Here is a 17616-nt window from a genome sequence, read left to right on the forward strand (position 1 = left end):
CATGAGCATTCAGAAGGACACGGTCCTGGCCGTCACCGATCTGACGGTCGAGTTCGAGGTCGACAAGGTATGGCGTAAGGCCGTCGACACCGTCTCGTTCACCGTCGCCTCCGGTGAGGTGTTGGCCATCGTCGGCGAATCCGGATCCGGTAAGTCGACCACCGCGATGGCCATTCCCGGTCTGCTGGCCGATAACTCGCGGGTGTCGGGCAGCATCAAGCTCGGCGAGAAGGAACTGGTCGGGCTGCCCGAGAAGCAGCTCGCACCCATTCGTGGCAAGAACGTCGCGGTGATCTTCCAAGAGCCCATGACGGCGCTCAATCCGGTGTATTCGATCGGCTGGCAGATCACCGAGGCCATCCGGGCACACACCTCGCTGTCGAAGAAGGAAGCGAAGGCACGAGCCGTCGAGCTCCTGAAGCTCGTCGAGATGCCGGATCCGGAAACGCGGGTGAACTTCTACCCGCACCAGCTCTCCGGTGGTCAGCGTCAGCGTGCCATGATCGCCCAGGCGCTGTCCTCGGACCCGTCGCTGCTGATCGCGGACGAGCCGACCACCGCCCTGGACGTGACGGTGCAGGCCGAGATTCTCGACCTGATGCGCGATCTGCGTAACCGCATCGACGCCTCGATCGTGTTGATCACCCACGACATGGGTGTGGTGGCAGACATGGCCGACCGCATCGCGGTGATGAAGGACGGCGTCATCGTCGAAACCGATGCTGCGCAGACGATCTTCAAGAACGCGTCGCATCCGTACACGCAGCAGTTGCTCTCCTCGGTTCCGCACCTGGGCAGCAGTATCGAGGCCGTGGCCGCCGGGAAGATCGCCGAGCCCAAAGCCGTCGAGGACACCCGGGCACTGAGCATCGTCGACGGCGTCATCGAGTACCCGGGCCGCACCGTGTTCCGCGCTGTCGACGGGGTCAGCCTGGATATCGAGATGGGTGAGGTCGTCGGTCTCGTCGGTGAATCCGGCTCGGGTAAGTCCACGATCGGCAAGGCCGTGGTGGGACTGAACAAGCTCACCGGCGGCTCGCTGTCGATCGCAGGCGTCGATATCACCAACCTGTCGAATCGTGAACTGCGTTCGGTGCGGAGCAAGGTCGGCATCGTGTTCCAGGATCCGGGTTCGTCACTGAACCCGCGCTGGCCGATCGGACAGTCGATCGCCGAGCCGATGCTCTTGCACACCCAACACAGTGCCGCAGACCGAAATCGAAAGGTCGAGGAACTGCTCGACCGGGTCCACCTGTCGCGGACCATGCGCAACCGCTACCCCCACCAGTTGTCCGGTGGGCAGCGTCAGCGCGTCGGTATCGCTCGAGCACTCGCCCTGGAGCCGACACTGCTGGTGGCCGACGAACCGACGTCTGCACTCGACGTGTCGGTGCAGGCCAAGGTACTCGAGCTGTTCAAGGAACTGCAGCGGGAGTACGGGTTCGCATGCCTGTTCATCAGCCACGACCTCGCTGTCGTGGAGGTGCTGGCCAAGCGAATCGCGGTGTTGAACAAGGGCAAGTTGGCCGAGTTCGGTACGACGGACCAGATTCTGCGTCGTCCGACCAACGAGTACACCAAGCGGTTGCTCGCGGCCGTCCCGGTGCCCGACCCGGCCGAACAGGCCAAGCGTCGTCAGGCCCGCGCCGAGCTGTTGGCGGCAGGGGCGAAGTAGGGGGTAAGGGGAGGGGGTACCGTCGTCTGTCGTGACGGACCCCCTCGCCCCGCTGCTGGAACTGCCCGGAGTTCTCGACTCCGCCGAACGTGCGCGCGACGCCCTGGGCGTGGTGCATCGGCACAAGGCCAATCGCCGCGGTTGGCCTGCCACCGCCGCCGAGGCCGCGGTGCGGGCAGCTCGTTCGTCCTCCGCGCTCGAGGGCGGTTCGATGGATTTCCCTCGCGAAGGCGAGGAGGGCGACCCGATTCTGGCGGGTGCGCTGCGAGTCGCGGCCGCCCTCGACGGTGATGCGCTGCAGAACACGCTCTCGACGTGGAAGCGCGCACCGCTGCAGACGCTGGCCCGCCTACATCTCTTGGCCGCCGCGGATCTCGTCGACGACGCTTCCTCGCTCGGTCGACCGCGCACGGATGCGGGCATCGGCGAGCGACTCGACCTGCTCGCTCAATTGGTCACCGGCGGTACGTCTGCGCCTGCCCCGGTGATCGCAGCCGTGGTGCACGGTGAGTTGTTGACGCTCAAAGCTTTCGGATCCGCCGACGGCATCGTTGCGCGCGCTGCATCGAGACTGATCGCGGCGTCGTCGGGATTCGACCCCCACAACCTCGGGGTGCCGGAAGTGAGCTGGATGCGTCGGGCAAATGCGTACCGAGACGGCGCGACGGGATTCGCCGAGGGCACCGCCACCGGCGTCGGGAGTTGGGTGATCCTGTGCTGCGGAGCATTCGAAGCCGGTGCAGCAGAAGCGACTTCGATTGCCGAAGCTGCGGTATAGCCCACGCACATAAATGGGCCGCGAGCGGAGCCTGCAGTAGTGAGCACGTAAAAGGGCGGCGATGTCGACTTGCGTCGACGTCGCCGCCCGTTAGCACGGAGCGCCTGGTTACCAAGCGTGCTCAGGTGGGCTGTGGTGGAAAACCACGTGGCCTCGGCGAAGGTTCGACGGTGATGAGGTCATCCCTGCAACCGGTGCAGGGTTCTTGCTGATCATCGACGAATCTCGCAGGCCCACAGCGCTTCTGCCATTAGGTGGCTGCTCCGCGTGGGTGCCTGGTGTCCGTGCTGGGAAGGGCGGTCGGGAGAGCGAATCTTCTCTTCCGATTCGATCTTGGCCTTCCGTTCTTCCGTACGTCATTTGTACCCCGTGACGCGCCTCACATCAAGGGGTTGAGCCTCATCGTTTTCTGCGGAGTAGTCCGTAGGTGACCACACCGGCGGCCAGTGCGCTGAAACTTGCTGCGGCACTGACCGCTACGGTTTTTCCTGATGGTGTCTGAATCCGTGATCGCAGCGAGACCGGGTTGGAGAAGGTGAGGATCGGCCATCCGTTCGAGGCGGCCTCCCTGCGCAGCGCACGATCGGGGTTGACGGCCGTCGGGTGTCCGACGGCGCGCAGCATCGGTACGTCGGTGATCGAATCGGAGTATGCGTAGCTCGACGTCAGATCGTAATCATGTTGTGCGGCCAGGGAGTTCATGGCGTCGACTTTTCCCGCGCCGTAGCAGTAGAAGTCGACCTCGCCGATGTACTTGCCGTCCACGGTCACCATCGTCGTGGCCATACTGTGGTTGGCGCCCAGCATTTCGGCAATGGGGTGGACGATCTCGTCGCCGGACGCCGAGACGACCACGACGTCGTGTCCGCGGAGCTTGTGATCGGCGATGAGGTCGGCGGCTTCTGCGAACACGAGGGGGTCGACGATGTTGTGCAGCGTTTCGGCGACGACGGCTCGCACCTGTTCGACATCCCAACCGGCGGTCATGCTCGCGATGTGGGCGCGCATGCGTTCCATCTGATCGTGATCGGCACCGGAGAGCAGGAACAGGAACTGTGCGTAGCTGCTCTTGAGGACCGCGCGTCGATTGATGAGTCCTTGGTCGAAGAACGGCTTGCTGAATGCCAGCGTGCTGGACTTCGCGATGATCGTTTTGTCGAGGTCGAAGAAAGCCGCGACGCGCACTGGGCGTCGGCCGGCCGGGGCGTCGTCGTTACTCGCGCTTTGGGTCACGTTTGTCACCATAGTGGCCGGTGGTGACCGGTGGATGTCGTGCGGTGACACTGGCGGACTCGGCTCGACACGGACGAGAAAAACCGACGGTTGAACTTGCAAACAAGGACGTCCACGGGTGTAGTATTTTCTACGAGCCCGGTTCATTCCGGGCGGTGTTCAGCCCGACCCCCCGGGGCTGAACCAGACGACCCTCGCCTCCTCCCCCCCTGGCGAGGGTCGTCCTCTTTTCCGGGGTAGGCCGAAATTTGGTACAGCAGTACCGGTATTCATCCACAGGCCCGAATCTATCCACATTTTCCCAAGTCGCGCGCATCTCGAGCACATTCTCACGCAGGCTTGGTGCCATGGAAACGGACTCCCGGCAACGAAGCGTGCACCCGGCCGTGACGATGTCGATCGAACTTCGCGGCCTCCGCGAGGACGTGTATCGAATCGCTGCGGCCGCGGATTGTGTTGTGGAAGAGCAGAACTTACTGGTCGGTATCAGCTCGACGCGGTCGATCTGGGATCGCGCCGGGACTGTTCTGATCGATTTCGCGTCCGCCGAGACTGCTTTGTCGGCCGGATATTCGCGACGCGCGGGCGTCGTTCTCGTGACTGCTTCGACGCCGTCACTCGAAGACTGGCGCACTGCCACCGCGCTCGGTGCCGAACATGTGATCTCGCTGCCCGCGGACGAGGATGTGTTGGTACGCATACTGGGCGAGCCGGCGTCCGCACCGACAGGAGACGGCGGAGTCATCGCCGTGGTCGGCGCGCGAGGTGGTGCGGGTGCATCGACGTTCGCAGCAGTACTCGGGCTCTGCGGTAGTGGCGCGAGCCGCCGCGTGCTGCTCGTCGAGGGCGACCGGCACGGCAGCGGGCTCGATCTGTTGCTCGGCTGGGAGAACACGCCCGGTCTCCGTTGGTCCGGGTTGGTCGTCGAAAGTGGTCGAGTATCCGCTGACGCCTTGCACGGTGCGTTGCCCTCGCGGGACGGGCTGTCGGTGTTGGCGCTGGGCAGATCCGAGAGCCGTAGCGTCGGGCTGACTGCCGTCGCTGTGACAGCTGTGCTCGACGCTGGACGCGCAGCAGGCGACCTGGTGGTGTGCGACGCCCCGCGCTATCCCAGCGACGTCTCCGACGCTGTGTACGACGCGGCAGACCTCGTCGCGCTGATCCTTCCGGCAGAGCTCCGTGCTGTGACGTCCGCCGAGGCGGTGGCCGCGTATGTGGCGGATCGAAATGCCAACGTCGGCCTCGTCGTGCGGGGGCCTGCACCGGGCGGGCTGCGGGCGAACGACATCGCGGTAGCCCTCGACCTTCCGTTGTTGGCGTCGATGCGCGCCGAGCCCGGGCTGGCCGAGCGTCTCGAACGAGGGGGCCTGATGCTGGGCCGGCGTTCGCCGCTGTCCGCTGCTGCGAACGAGGTGCTCGAGACGTTCGCGCACAAGCCCGGTGGCCAGCGGTGGGCAGCATGAGTGCCGTCGTCACGGCGGAGCTGCTGGACCGCGTCCGTGATCGCCTGGCGGCTTCGGCCGTTGCCCCGGTCCCCGCTACCGTCGCCGCGGCCATCCGTGCAGAGGCGGGTGGGGTGCTCGCAGACACCGATATGCTTGCGGCCCTTCGTGTTTTGCAGACGGAGCTGACCGGAGCGGGCCCCTTGGAACCACTGCTGTCGGAGCCAGGAGTGACCGACGTACTGGTCACCGCCCCGGATCAGGTGTGGATCGACCGTGGCCGCGGTCTCGAGCGCACCGAGGTTCGCTTCGTCGACGAGGCGGCAGTGCGTCGCCTGGCGCAACGGCTCGCGCTCTCGGCCGGCCGTCGACTGGACGACGCCCAACCCTGGGTCGACGGTCGACTGCCGGGAGTGGGGCAGGGGGCGTTCGGCGTTCGCCTGCACGCTGTACTGGCCCCGGTGGCGAGCGGGGGAACGTGTGTGTCGCTTCGGGTTCTGCGACCCGCAACGCAGGGACTCGCCGCGCTGCGCGCATCGGGAGCTGTGACCGAGGACGGGTACGAGCTATTGCGTCGAATCGTGTTCGGCCGCCTGGCATTTCTCGTCGTCGGAGGCACCGGCGCGGGAAAAACTACCCTCTTGGCAGCACTTCTGGGTGAGGTGGACCCAGCCGAGCGAATTGTCTGCGTCGAGGACGCGGCCGAGTTGGCACCTGCCCATCCTCACGTGGTTCGTCTGGTTGCGCGAGCGCCCAATGTCGAAGGTGTGGGCGAAGTATCGGTGCGGCAGCTGGTGCGTCAGGCGTTGCGAATGCGACCCGATCGACTCGTGGTCGGTGAGGTGCGCGGGGCGGAGGTCATCGACTTGATGACGGCTCTCAATACCGGTCACGACGGCGGAGCCGGAACCATTCACGCGAACTCGCCTGCCGAGGTACCCGCTCGACTCGAAGCCCTTGCAGCACTGGGCGGAATGGGGCGAGATGCGCTGCACAGTCAACTCGCCGCGGCGGTACAGGTGGTGTTGCATGTCCACCGCAGCGCCGACGGTACTCGACGACTGCGTGAGATCGGAGTGGTAGACGTCGATCCCACCGGGCGCGTCCACATCGCGGCGGCCTGGTCAGCGGATGCCGATGCGACGCCGGGCGAGGCTCGGCTCCTCGAACTGCTCGACCGTCGATGCGGAGATTCCCGATGACGGCCGCGCTGCTGGTCCTTGCTGCTGCAGTGAGCCTGTGGCCGAACGGTTTCCGTCGGTTTCCTCGTGCGGTACGAACGGTGTCCATCGCGCCGCGATGGATTGTGCCGGTGTGCTGCGCTGTAATTGCGGCCGTGACGGTGTGGTTGTTCGGCGGAATCTGGGCCGTGAGCGCGGCAGCGGTGGCGGGCAGTACCGGTTGGCGGCGCTATCGTCGGCGACTCGAACGCGACCGGCGCGCCGACGAATTGAACTGGCTCGCAACCGGGGTCGAGGTGGTCATCGGCGAGCTTCGCGTGGGGTCCCATCCGGCCACGGCCAGCGCGGTTGCGGCGGACGAATGCGGCGGTATCGCGTCGGCAGCACTGCGCGGTGCGGCCTCGCGATCGAGGCTCGGTGGCCGACCGGCCGACGGCATCGCGTCCTCCGATCCGCTGCTGGACCCGGAGCTGAACCGATTGGCGGCCGCATGGCGGGTGGCCGATGAGCACGGACTCGCGCTCGCCGAACTGCTCGATGCTGTCCGCGAGGACATGCTGGGACGCAGACGATTTCGTGAACGAACCGATGCCTCGCTCGCCGGTGCCCGTGCGACTGCGCTGGTGCTGGCCGGTCTCCCGATTCTCGGAGTCGCGCTCGGGCAGTTGATGGGCGCGAACCCGTTGCACATTCTGCTCGGCGGTGGACTCGGAGGAATGTTGTTACTCATCGGCACGGCGCTGGGCTGCGCGGGACTGCTGTGGACGGATGCGATCACCGGCACGGTGACGACGTGATGTGGGTGACGATGCTCTGTCTGGCAACGGCGTTGATCACGCTGCCCTCGGTCGCTGGCGGGTTGCGCAGGCTGGCACCCGAGAGCAGCGTCGATACCGACGCCGTCGATGCGCCGATACCCGACCCCCTCGCGGTGGCCACGACCTTCGATCTGCTTGCCGCATGTCTGCGGTCCGGCTTACCGATATCGACCGCCGCTGCGGCAGCGGCGCAGTCCGCGCCTGCGTCGTTCGGTGTCGCGCTGCGTAAGGCAGCCGATCTGCTCGAACTCGGTGCCGACGCGCAGACCGCCTGGGGCAGCGTCGCGCAGGATCCGGAGACCGAGGCTCTGGCCAGGATGGCACGGCGGTCTGCCCGAGCGGGGTCGTCCATGGCGTCGGCGATGACGGAACTCGCTGCGACCCAACGAACCCGGGCCGAGGACGCCTCGGCTGCTGCGGCCGAGCGCGCCGGTGTGCTGATCAGTGGGCCACTGGGTCTGTGCTTTCTGCCTGCCTTCATCTGTCTCGGCATCATTCCCGTGGTGGTCGGACTGGCGGGCAACGTATTGGGCGGCGGTCTGCTGTGATGGCCGAATATCGAGATTTCCGGTTCGGAAACGCCGTACCGGAGCATTGGGAGGGGAAGCAACATGATGGGAAACGCACTGCAGGAGTTGAAGACTCGGATCGTTCTGTTCGGCGTGGAGGACGATGGCATGTCCACGGCAGAGTATGCGATCGGGACCATTGCGGCCGCGGCATTCGGAGCGGTGTTGTACACCGTGGTCACCGGCGACAGCATTTTGTCGGCGTTGACCGGGATCATCGATCGAGCGCTGAACACCGCCGTGTGAGCTTGGGCGATGACGGACTCTCGTTCGCTTGCGGACGAGGATCAGACGACGGTGCCGTGACGGTGGAGGCGGCGTTCGCGATCGCGTCCATCGTCGCGGTGATCGTGGTGTGTATTGGTGCGATCGTGTCGGTGACGATGCACATCGGTTGTGTCGATGCGGCCAGGGAGGCAGCTCGATTGGCGGCCAGGGGTGATACGGCCCAGGCTGTGTTGATGGGGGAGAGGGTTGCGCCGGACGGTGCTCGGGTCACGGTGACCGAGGATGGGGAGTTCTTCGTCGCGCGGGTGGAGGTGGCGAGTCCGCTGCCGGGATTGACGTTGTCTGCGGAGGCGGTTGCTGCTGCGGAACCGGTTGCGCCCGAATGAGAATGCAGGACGACGAGGGCGGCGCGACGGTGTTGGCGGCGCTGGCGATGTCGGCGTTGATTGCGGTGGTGGTGATGGTGATTCACGTCGGCTCGGCGGTAGGTGCTCGTCATCAGGCGCAGTCGGCGGCCGATCTCGCGGCGCTGGCCGGGGCAGGGGCTCTCGATCGTGGGGCGTCCGATGCGTGTGAGACGGCGCGGGGGTTGGCGGGGCGGATGGGCACGGAACTGCGGGAGTGCACGATCGACGAGTGGGACGTGATCGTGACGGTGGGTCAACCGGTGTTCCTCGGACGCTTCGGAATGTCCGACGCCATCGCCTCGGCGCGGGCGGGGCCGGGGTGAGGGACAGCCCGTCCGCCGGCCCGCCCGCCAGAATCGCAAACGCGCGCGCGTTTGCCAGGTGCGCGCGAAATCGTCCCGTCTGGCCGACGATTTCGCGTGCGTTCAGCGAATGCGCGCGCGTTTGCCTCGAACCCAAGCCTCGAACCCCGGCCTCGAACCCCGCCCTCGACGGCTCGCCAGCAGCGGTCAGCGTGGCGTGAGCATGCGGGACCCGGACTGCAGGGGAGCGAATCTAGTGAGTTGAGTGACGTGCTCCGGGGTGAGTTCCGCAAGTGAATTGACCTGCAGCAGTTGCATAGTGCGCACGATCTCCTCGCGCAGTATCTCGATCATCCGATCGACGCCGGCGCGACCTCCGGCCATCAGGCCGTACAGATACGCCCGGCCGACGAGCGTGAACGATGCACCCATCGCGATGGAGGCGACGATATCGGCACCGTGCATGATGCCGGTGTCGACGGCTACCTCGAAATCGGAGCCGACTTCGCTCACCACCTGAGGCAGCAGATGGAACGGGACCGGAGCGCGATCGAGTTGTCGGCCCCCGTGATTGGACAGAATGATCCCGTCGACTCCCAGTTCGGCGAGACGGGCCGAATCTGCCACCGACTGAACACCTTTGACGACCAGCTTGCCGGGCCAGATCTCCCGGATCACGTCGAGATCCTCGAACGAGATGGACGGGTCCATCGCCGAGTTGAGTAGTTCTCCGACCGTGCCTCCGGTGGACGACAGCGACGCGAACTCTAGTTTGGCCGTGGTGAGGAAGTCCCACCACCACCAGGGGCGCGGAATGGCGTTGGCGATCGTCGACGCGGTCAACTGCGGCGGGATGGAGAAGCCGTTGCGCTTGTCGCGCAGGCGTGACCCGGCTACCGGTGTGTCGACCGTGAACAGGAGTGTGTCGAAGCCTGCCTTGGCGGCGCGTTCGACCAACGCGAACGAGATGTCGCGGTTGCGCATGACGTAGAGCTGGAACCAGTTGCGACCGTTCGGATTGGTGGCCTTGACGTCCTCGATCGACGTGGTGCCCAGGGTCGAGAGGCAGAAGGGAATGCCGGCCGCTCCGGCTGCGGCAGACCCGGCGTACTCACCCTCGGTCTGCATCAGGCGGGTGAACCCTGTCGGTGCGATGCCGAACGGCAGCGCGGAGGGCCCGCCGAACACCGTCGTCGAGGTGTCGACGTGGGAGACGTCGCGCAGGATCGAGGGGTGGAATTCGACGTCGCGGAAAGCCTGACGAGCCCGCGACAGCGAGATCTCGGCGTCGGCGGCACCGTCGGTGTAGTCGAATGCCGCGCGCGGGGTGCGTCGACGGGCGATGGTGCGGAGATCGTCGATGGTGAGTGCGGCGTTGAGGCGTCGCCGACGCAGATTCAGATCGGGCTTCTTGAACGAGAGGACCTCGCGCAGGTCGGTAGCTTTGGGCATCTGCCGGGTGATGGGCATGTCATGGTCTCGATTCTGTGCAGTGTTTCGGTGAATGTTGACAACGACGGGTCAGGGAAGCATCCAGGCCAGTACCGAGCTCTGCAGTCCGACCAGGAGGCAGATGGCAAGCAGTAGGCCGAGGCTCCACCAGATGACTTTGCGGAATATCTCGGACTCTCGCCCCACCAACCCCACCGCGGACGCGGCGATGGCGAGATTCTGCGGGCTGATCATCTTGCCCACCACACCACCCGAGGTGTTGGCGGCGACCAGCAGGGTGGGGTCGATGCCGGCGTTGATCGCCGCGGTCTGCTGCAGCGTCGCGAACAGTGCGTTCGCGCTGGTGTCCGAACCGGTGACTGCAGTGCCCAGCCACCCGAGGATCGGGGAGAGGTAGGCGAAGAATGCGCCGGTGCCGGCAATCCAGGTACCGATGGTGATGGTTTGCCCCGACTGGTTCATCACGTAGGCAAGTGCAAGGACCGCGCCGACCGTGAGTGCGGAGAATCGAAGTTTGATCAGGGTGCTTCCGAACAGGCGGACGGCGTCGGGAGCGCTGACGCGATAGACGGCAGCGACGATGACGCCACAGATCAGCAGCAATGTTCCCGGTGTCGACAGCCATGTGAACTTGTAGATGGTGGTGGTGGCAGGTGAGCCCGCCGCGGTGAGGATGTTGCCGTCGAGGCCGGGCCACGGAACCGCGATGTCGGTCGACGCCAGGAACCTGGTGACCGGCGACCAGAGTTTGGCCACGCAGAACACCGCGATGATCAGTAAATAGGGAAACAGTGCAAGCCACACGCGCTGCGTCGTCAGGGGCGTGGCCTCCAGGGTGCGAGTGGCGACGGGTGCAGGTGTGATCGGAGCGGGGCCCGAACTGCCCGAACTGCCCGAATCGAGATTGGCGTCTCGGTCCAAGAGGATGCGCTCACGGGCTTCGTCGGATCCGGCCGGCTTCCAGAACCGCAGGACGACCACTGCGGCAGCGATGCCTGCCAGCGAGGCGATGATGTCGGTCAGCTCGACCGAGATCCAGGTTGCACTGACCCACTGGGCAATGGCGAACACGACACCGACGGCCACGGCGACCGGCCACGTCTGTGCGACACCGCGTCGACCATCGGTGAGGAACGCGATGAACAGTGGTACGAACAGGGCGATGAACGGGGTCTGGTGGCCCACGTACGCGCCGATCTCGTGGTAATCGATGCCCGTCAGGTTGCCCGCGGTGAGGATCGGAATGCCGATGGCTCCGAACGCAACCGGAGCTGTGTTGGCGAGCAGTACGACGACGGCTGCGCGCATCGGAGCAAAACCGATGGCCAGGAGCATGACGCCCGTGATGGCGACGGGGGCACCGAATCCGGCGAGGGCTTCGAGTAGTCCACCGAAGCCGAACGCGATGATGATGGCCTGGATGCGCGGATCGTCGGAGATGGCGTCGATGATGCGGCGTAGATCGTCGAATCGCCCGCTCGCCACGGTCAACTCGTACAACCAGATCGCGCAGATCACGATCCACACGATCGGGAACAACCCGAAGACGAAGCCTTGGGTGGCAGACAGCCCGGCCAGGTTCACCGGCATGTCGTAGGCGAAGATCGCGACGGCCAACGCGACGGCGAGCCCGGCCAGGCCGGCGAAGTGGGCTTTCCATCGAAGAATGCCCAACGCGACGAAGACCGTCAGCAGCGGTAGACACGCCACCGCGGCGGACAATCCGATGCTGCCCGCGAGCGGTTCGAGATCGGGTGTGTACACAGCTGCTCCATCCAAGACCTTCAAGGTGTGTGAGGTCTGACCACATGACGAATGCTATGGATCACACTCGATGGGGTCAAGAGGCTGAGGCCACAAACCTTCTTCTGGTTGGATGACCGATATGGCTGACGACGCTGGACGGGCGCAGAACGAACCGCTTTCGTGGAAGCCGGTCCGACGCGCCCGCGCGCACGAGCTGGTCATCGACGCGATCGAGGAGCGGATCATGGCAGGTGATCTCCGGGTCGGCGATCCGCTGCCGCCCGAGCGGGAATTCGCAGCTCAGCTCGACGTCAGCCGGGCCGGGGTCCGGGAAGCGGTACGCGTCCTCGAGAGCAGCGGAATTCTGCGCTCGTCACCGGGATCGGGGCCAGGGGCCGGCACCTTCGTTGCGGCTCTGCCGCGGCCGGCGCTCACTCGTCTCCTTCGCCTGCACGTAGCGCTCGCCAACTTTCGGATCGACGACTTGATCAGCACCCGAGTGGCTCTCGAGCGGGCAAGTGTTCACCTTGCTGCGGTCGCGCCTGATCAGGAGAAGCTCGAGCAGGCCAGGAACGCGGTGGACATCATGGCAGCGCGGGGTGTCACCCGAGAGGTCTTCAACGACGCCGACACGAACTTTCACATCGCGTTGGCCGAGGCCTCGGGTAATGACTTCGTTGCGTCGCTCACCGCGGCAATCCGAGAATCGATGCGTGCGCCCATCCTCGCTGCGTTGTTGGAGATCGAGGATTGGGACTCGTTGGCAGACACGCTGAATGCCGAACATCGGCAAATTCTGGCCGCCGTCGAAGCCGGTGATGCGGAGCTCGCAATGACGGCGGCCGAAGAACACATCCGATCGTCCGCTGCGGCACTGTCCATTCGCAACAAGACGGACCCGTCGTGACCCATCGGCGGTGACACCTTCCCTGGATACTCATCGGGTTGCACGCGCACAGGCTGTTTCGGGATCGGTGTATCCACCGGGTCGAGCTGCGCCACGACGGTTGTCGTGCCGAGCCGTGCATTCGCCCGGGGGTGCGATCGGCCCAAGGGTCTACCGACGAATCCGAAATGAGGACCAAAGTAACTAGTGGCAGCGGACCGGCCGGCGTCATCGTGGACACAAGAGGCGTCCGCGTCTTCGTGGCTGCCTGACCCGACAGTTTTCTCGAAAGGTGCGAGAACGCCATGAACGCTGTGCATGGAAAATCGACGCAGGGGGTCCGTGCGCACCGCATCGCGCCGACTCCGCTCGTCGGAATCGCCGTCGTGATTGCCTACATCATCGTCGTTGCGGGCATGCAATTCACCTCGGGGATCGACTACGGCGACTGGTTCGCCACTACCGACAATGTCTACCGAACCGCGGTCATTCCATTGGCGGTGGGATCGGTACTTCTCGTCGCGTTTCTCTTCTGGGTGCGATGGGACTCGATCTGGCGGGACTCGGTGCGGCTGCCCATGTCGGTAGTTCTCTGGGTGCCGCCGATTCTGTTCGGTCTTGCCATCGTCCCGCGGCTGATCGCCGTCGACTGGGCGGTGATCGGCGCAGACCTGCTCGTGGCCGTGGCGCTGACGGCGGTGCTCGTCGGATTCGCCGAGGAGGTGCTGTTCCGTGGAATCTTTTTGCGCAGCATGCGAAGCGGCGGGCGGCCGGAGGCCTGGTGCGCGCTGTGGACAGCGGTCGCATTCGGTCTGTTCCACATTCCGAACATCTTCATGGGACAGGGACCGTCCGGCATCTTCCAGGTTGTGCTGGCGACGTTCAGTGGCTTCGTTCTCTACCTGTTCCGGCGCGGGTTCGGGCTGATCGTCGTCGCGATGTTCTTCCACGGACTGTGGGACTTCTCGGTGTTCCTCGACGGAGACTTCGGCGACGGGGTACTGCACGACCTGAGCCTGCCTGCGCTTCTGCTCGTCGTCATTGCAACAGCCGCGGCTGCTGTGGTCATCGTCAAACGTGAACGCGCGGTTGTGCAATGAATCCTGGCTCACCCCTCGCGAGTGATGGCCGCCAGTACCGCAGTCAACACTCGAACAGCACCGTCTTTGTCCAGTGGATCATTGCCGTTTCCGCACTTGGGTGATTGCACACAGGACGGGCAGCCGGTCTGGCATTCGCACGAGACGATGGCGTCTTTCGTGGCCGTGAGCCAATCGGCGATGGCCACGTGACCGCGATCGGCGAATCCCGCTCCGCCGTCGTATCCGTCGTAGACGAAGACCGTGGGCAGGCCCGTATCGGGATGCAAGGCCGTCGAGACTCCGCCGATGTCCCAGCGATCGCAGGTCGCCACCAGAGGGAGCAATCCGATGGCAGCGTGTTCTGCCGCGTGCAGCGATCCGGGGAATCGTTCGTACGGAACACCGCTGTGCTCCAACAACTCCGGTGTGATCGTATACATGACGGCTCGAGTGTCGAGGGTCTGCGCGGGCATGTCGAGTTCGATGGAGTCGAGAACCTCGCCCGAGAGCAGACGCCGGAGATATCCGACTACCTGATGGGTGACGTTGACCTGTACCAGTGCGACGCGCACCTCGCCGTAATCGACGGATTCGTGCACCGCCGTGATCGCGATGTCGGTGACCTCGCGGGCCGAGGTGTTCCACTCGGGCTGCTCCGCGTGGACCAGCGCGAGACCGGCATCGAGATCGAGTTCGTCGACGACGAACGACTCGCCCTGGTGGATGTGGACGGCGCCCGGGTGGGCGGTGGCAGGAGCTCGACCCCCGTCGACTGTGCCCAGCATGCGGCCCGACTCGCCGTCGACGATGGCCACCTGCACACCGGTTCCGCCGCGAATGTTCACCGCGCCGTGCGGTGAGAGTTGCTGGCCCTCGGGCGTGATGAACCAGCCGTGCGGACGCTTACGCACGTAGCCCTTCAGCTCGAGCTCTTCGAGTACCGATTCCGCGCTCAAACCCTCGGCCTCGGCCAGCGTGATCGGCAGTTCGACTGCAGCGCAGAGCAATTGCGGAGCCAGGATGTACGGGTTGGTGGGATCGGTGACGGTCGCCTCGACGGGCTTGTCCAGCAGCGCAGCCGGGTGGTGCACCAGATACGTATCGAGGGGATCGTCGCGCGCCACGAGCACCAGCAGCGAGCCCTCCCCGCGTCGTCCGGCCCGGCCACCCTGCTGCCAGAACGACGCGACGGTACCGGGGAAACCCGCCACGATCACGGCGTCCAAACCGGCGATGTCGACACCCAGTTCGAGCGCATTGGTGGTGGCGACGCCGAGTAGGGTGCCGTCGGACAGATCGGATTCGAGCTTGCGTCGGTCCTCGGCCAAGTACCCTGCGCGATAGGCGGCGACGCGTCGTACCAATTGCGGATCGACGTCGGCGAGAATTCTCTGGGTACCCAGCGCGGTCACCTCGGCTCCGCGCCTGGACCGCACGAATGCCAGAGTTCGGGCACCCTCCACCAGTAGGTCGGCCATGATGCGCGACGCTTCCGCGCCGGCGGACTTCCTTACCGGAGCGCCGTTTTCGCCGGTGATCTCTTTCTGCAGCGGTGGTTCCCACAGTGCGACGGTGCGGGCCCCGTGCGGGGATCCGTCTTCGGTGATCTCCTCGCAGGGCGCTCCGATGAGTCGACTGGCTGCTCGCCCCGGTTCGGACGTCGTCGCACTGGCGAGCACGAATACCGGGGATGCTCCGTACCGTGCGCACAGACGTCGCAACCGACGCAGCACCAAGGCCACGTTGGATCCGAAAACGCCACGGTAGTAATGGCATTCGTCCACCACGACGTATCGGAGATTGCGGAGGAAGCGTGACCACCGCTCGTGCGAGCCGAGGATGCCGAGATGCAGCATGTCGGGATTGGTGAAGATCCACCGCGCATTGGCGCGGGCCCACCGACGTATCTCGATCGGGGTGTCGCCGTCGTACGCGCTGGGGAACACCTCGGCGAGTTCGTCTGACACCGAACGTAACTCGTCGGTGATCGAGATCGTGGTGCGTAGCTGATCGGCACCGAGGGCCTTGGTGGGGGCCAGATACAGTGCGGTTGCCCGGGCATCGGTGGACAGTGTCGTCAGAATCGGCAGTTGATACGCCAGCGATTTACCCGAAGCGGTGCTCGTCGAGAGCACCACATGATTGCCTTCGGCCGCGAGTGTTGCCGCCTGTGCCTGATGCGTCCACGGTTGTGAGATCCCACGAGAGGTGATCACCTGCACCACTTCCGGGCCCACCCACGACGGCCAGGAGGCGAACTGCGAGGCCCGTGCCGGCAGTTCGGCGACGTGGGTCAACGGGCTTTCGCTCGCGGGCGATCCAGCCAACACTCGATCGAGCAACCGCTGCCCGTAACTCCCGACATCCGCACTGCCGTGCGGATGTGTCTCGCTCACTGCCGGTCTCCATGCATTCGTTCGATCTACAAGTGCCGTCGGGCTCTTCGCGACCTGGGATCTTCATGCTATCGCGGACCCTACTGGGTTCCTTCGTGCCCTGGTGGCAGGGGCTGTTCGCCCGTCGGACGTTGTCCGTTTCGACAACACGGACAAATTGTTCGAAAAGGGTCGACTTTCGACTGTTGCGAACGCTGAACTCATGGTTCACTTGTCCCGGTCGCAGCTTCTGTGTTCGTTCTACGCTCGCAGGATCTATCGTTGCGGGCGCGGTACTGGAAGAGCTCGTCCGTCAGGGGGAATCCTGAGGGGGATTCGTAGAAAGTGCAGCGGTCGGAACCGGCCCGATGGACCGAAAGTGCGCTCCATCGAATCCGGTGTTAGAAAGAGAAGGAAAAGCATGGCTCAGGGAACTGTGAAGTGGTTCAACGCCGAAAAGGGCTTTGGATTCATCGCACCAGAAGACGGCTCCGCTGACGTCTTCGTCCATTACTCCGAGATTCAGGGCAGCGGCTTCCGCACCCTCGAGGAGAACCAGCGCGTCGAGTTCGAGGTCGGTCAGGGCACCAAGGGTCCTCAGGCAACGGGCGTTCGCGCAGTCTGATTCTCTTCTTTTCGGAGTCGAGAACCGTCATCCCCCTTTCCCATCGGTCTTTCAGGACCGATGGGAAAGGGGGATGTTTCGTTTCCGCGAACCACCGGGGTGTGCCGAAAGCCGTGAGCGCGGGCGTCGATGTCCTAATGTCCATGCTGTGAACCAGCTGTCGTTCTTCTCCGCCGAGTCGTTGCCGCCCGCGGTGACCGATCTCAGTGGGCTGCTGGCTGCCACCGGCCATGTCGTCACCTCCGCGGGTGCGGCCCGAATTTCCGTCGTGGTCGACGCGCAGTGGCGCGCGGATGCCATCGCCGAACTCATCGAGCAATGCGGTCTGACGCCGGAGCTCGGTCGATCGGAAGAGGACAGGCCACTGGTGCGTACGGCGTCGGTGCCCGAACTGTCCGCATTGGCGTCTCTGTGGACCAAGGGCGCGGTCAAGGCCGTCCCGCCCGGGTGGGTACCGGGTTCGCGCGAATTGCGCGCCTGGGTGCTCGCGTCGGGTCGTCCCGAGGCGGAGGGCGAACGCTACGTGTTGGGCCTCGATCCGCACGCGCCGGAGACTCACTCCGTCCTCGCTCAGTCGTTGATGCGCGCGGGCATTGCTCCGACGCTCATCGGCACTCGCGGCTCCAATCCGGGCCTGCGAATCACCGGTCGACGGCGGCTGTTGCGCCTCACCGAGAACGTCGGGGAGGCTCCACAGAACGTGGACGCGCGTACCAATTGGCCCCACGCCGAGTAGGACGATCTGTGACTGATCTGCGAGTATTTGGCCGACGTATGTCAGTCTGTTAGTAGTGGGACAGGCAAATCTGCCTGTGAA

Annotated in this window: 17 protein-coding genes; 13 read left to right on the forward strand and 4 right to left on the reverse strand. The window is 65.0% G+C overall.

Translation table 11 applies throughout. From position 1 onward, the window contains the following. The first annotated feature begins 1 nt into the window (after window position 1). Together AABD04_RS02825 and AABD04_RS02830 are read left to right on the forward strand one after the other, a co-directional pair. Complete coding sequence (locus AABD04_RS02825; RefSeq protein ID WP_341440159.1) at window positions 2-1675, forward strand: ABC transporter ATP-binding protein; 1674 nt, start codon at window positions 2-4, stop codon at window positions 1673-1675. A gap of 31 nt (window positions 1676-1706) precedes the next feature. Then, the gene (locus AABD04_RS02830; protein ID WP_341440160.1) at window positions 1707-2453 is read left to right on the forward strand and encodes an oxidoreductase; all 747 of its coding nucleotides are present in this window, start codon (window positions 1707-1709) and stop codon (window positions 2451-2453) included. A 399-nt stretch (window positions 2454-2852) separates the two neighbouring features. Here the strand turns inward: AABD04_RS02830 and AABD04_RS02835 are convergent, their stop codons facing one another. Next, window positions 2853-3698 carry an HAD family hydrolase gene (locus AABD04_RS02835; RefSeq protein WP_341440161.1) on the reverse strand — a complete coding sequence of 282 codons (846 nt, stop codon included), beginning with the start codon at window positions 3696-3698 and terminating at the stop codon, window positions 2853-2855. 335 nt (window positions 3699-4033) lie between these two features. On the opposite strand from AABD04_RS02835, the gene ssd reads away from it, so the two are divergent. The 7 genes from ssd to AABD04_RS02870 all read left to right on the forward strand — a co-directional run bounded on the left by ssd (window position 4034) and on the right by AABD04_RS02870 (window position 8654). After that, on the forward strand, window positions 4034-5149 hold the full coding sequence (gene ssd / locus AABD04_RS02840) for a septum site-determining protein Ssd (RefSeq protein ID WP_341440162.1): 1116 nt from the start codon (window positions 4034-4036) through the stop codon (window positions 5147-5149). Further along, window positions 5146-6330: a TadA family conjugal transfer-associated ATPase gene (locus AABD04_RS02845; RefSeq protein ID WP_341440163.1), complete on the forward strand. Its 1185-nt coding sequence runs from the start codon at window positions 5146-5148 to the stop codon at window positions 6328-6330. The genes ssd and AABD04_RS02845 overlap by 4 nt, the downstream gene beginning before the upstream one ends. Next, a complete protein-coding gene (locus AABD04_RS02850; RefSeq protein WP_341440164.1) occupies window positions 6327-7106 on the forward strand; it encodes a type II secretion system F family protein in 780 nt (259 codons plus the stop codon). The genes AABD04_RS02845 and AABD04_RS02850 overlap by 4 nt, the downstream gene beginning before the upstream one ends. Then, complete coding sequence (locus tag AABD04_RS02855) at window positions 7103-7675, forward strand: type II secretion system F family protein (protein ID WP_341440165.1); 573 nt, start codon at window positions 7103-7105, stop codon at window positions 7673-7675. Before AABD04_RS02850 ends, AABD04_RS02855 begins: the two co-directional genes overlap by 4 nt. A 63-nt stretch (window positions 7676-7738) precedes the next feature. Continuing rightward, window positions 7739-7942, forward strand: a complete 204-nt coding sequence (locus AABD04_RS02860) for a DUF4244 domain-containing protein (protein ID WP_423228112.1) — start codon at window positions 7739-7741, stop codon at window positions 7940-7942. Window positions 7943-7998: 56 nt separating this feature from the next. After that, window positions 7999-8310 (forward strand): TadE family type IV pilus minor pilin, encoded by a 312-nt coding sequence (locus AABD04_RS02865; protein WP_341440166.1) that lies wholly within the window; start codon window positions 7999-8001, stop codon window positions 8308-8310. Next, on the forward strand, window positions 8307-8654 hold the full coding sequence (locus AABD04_RS02870) for an Rv3654c family TadE-like protein (protein ID WP_341440167.1): 348 nt from the start codon (window positions 8307-8309) through the stop codon (window positions 8652-8654). The genes AABD04_RS02865 and AABD04_RS02870 overlap by 4 nt, the downstream gene beginning before the upstream one ends. A gap of 186 nt (window positions 8655-8840) precedes the next feature. Here the strand turns inward: AABD04_RS02870 and AABD04_RS02875 are convergent, their stop codons facing one another. Continuing rightward, window positions 8841-10103, reverse strand: coding sequence for an alpha-hydroxy acid oxidase (locus tag AABD04_RS02875; protein ID WP_341440168.1), 1263 nt, complete (start codon window positions 10101-10103; stop codon window positions 8841-8843). Window positions 10104-10154: 51 nt separating this feature from the next. Then, window positions 10155-11849 carry an L-lactate permease gene (locus AABD04_RS02880; protein ID WP_341440169.1) on the reverse strand — a complete coding sequence of 565 codons (1695 nt, stop codon included), beginning with the start codon at window positions 11847-11849 and terminating at the stop codon, window positions 10155-10157. 112 nt (window positions 11850-11961) lie between these two features. On the opposite strand from AABD04_RS02880, the gene AABD04_RS02885 reads away from it, so the two are divergent. Both AABD04_RS02885 and AABD04_RS02890 read left to right on the forward strand, forming a co-directional pair. Beyond that, on the forward strand, window positions 11962-12738 hold the full coding sequence (locus AABD04_RS02885) for a FadR/GntR family transcriptional regulator (protein ID WP_341440170.1): 777 nt from the start codon (window positions 11962-11964) through the stop codon (window positions 12736-12738). 284 nt (window positions 12739-13022) lie between these two features. Next, window positions 13023-13817: a CPBP family intramembrane glutamic endopeptidase gene (locus AABD04_RS02890; protein WP_341440171.1), complete on the forward strand. Its 795-nt coding sequence runs from the start codon at window positions 13023-13025 to the stop codon at window positions 13815-13817. 8 nt (window positions 13818-13825) lie between these two features. Here the strand turns inward: AABD04_RS02890 and AABD04_RS02895 are convergent, their stop codons facing one another. Further along, window positions 13826-16195, reverse strand: a complete 2370-nt coding sequence (locus AABD04_RS02895; protein ID WP_341440172.1) for a DEAD/DEAH box helicase — start codon at window positions 16193-16195, stop codon at window positions 13826-13828. 400 nt (window positions 16196-16595) lie between these two features. On the opposite strand from AABD04_RS02895, the gene AABD04_RS02900 reads away from it, so the two are divergent. Next, window positions 16596-16799 (forward strand): cold-shock protein, encoded by a 204-nt coding sequence (locus tag AABD04_RS02900; RefSeq protein WP_005248460.1) that lies wholly within the window; start codon window positions 16596-16598, stop codon window positions 16797-16799. Window positions 16800-16947: 148 nt separating this feature from the next. Continuing rightward, complete coding sequence (locus AABD04_RS02905; RefSeq protein WP_243596995.1) at window positions 16948-17535, forward strand: hypothetical protein; 588 nt, start codon at window positions 16948-16950, stop codon at window positions 17533-17535. The last annotated feature ends 81 nt before the right edge of the window (window positions 17536-17616 follow it).

Source organism: Rhodococcoides navarretei, from assembly GCF_038069675.1.
GTDB lineage: Bacteria > Actinomycetota > Actinomycetes > Mycobacteriales > Mycobacteriaceae > Rhodococcoides > Rhodococcoides navarretei.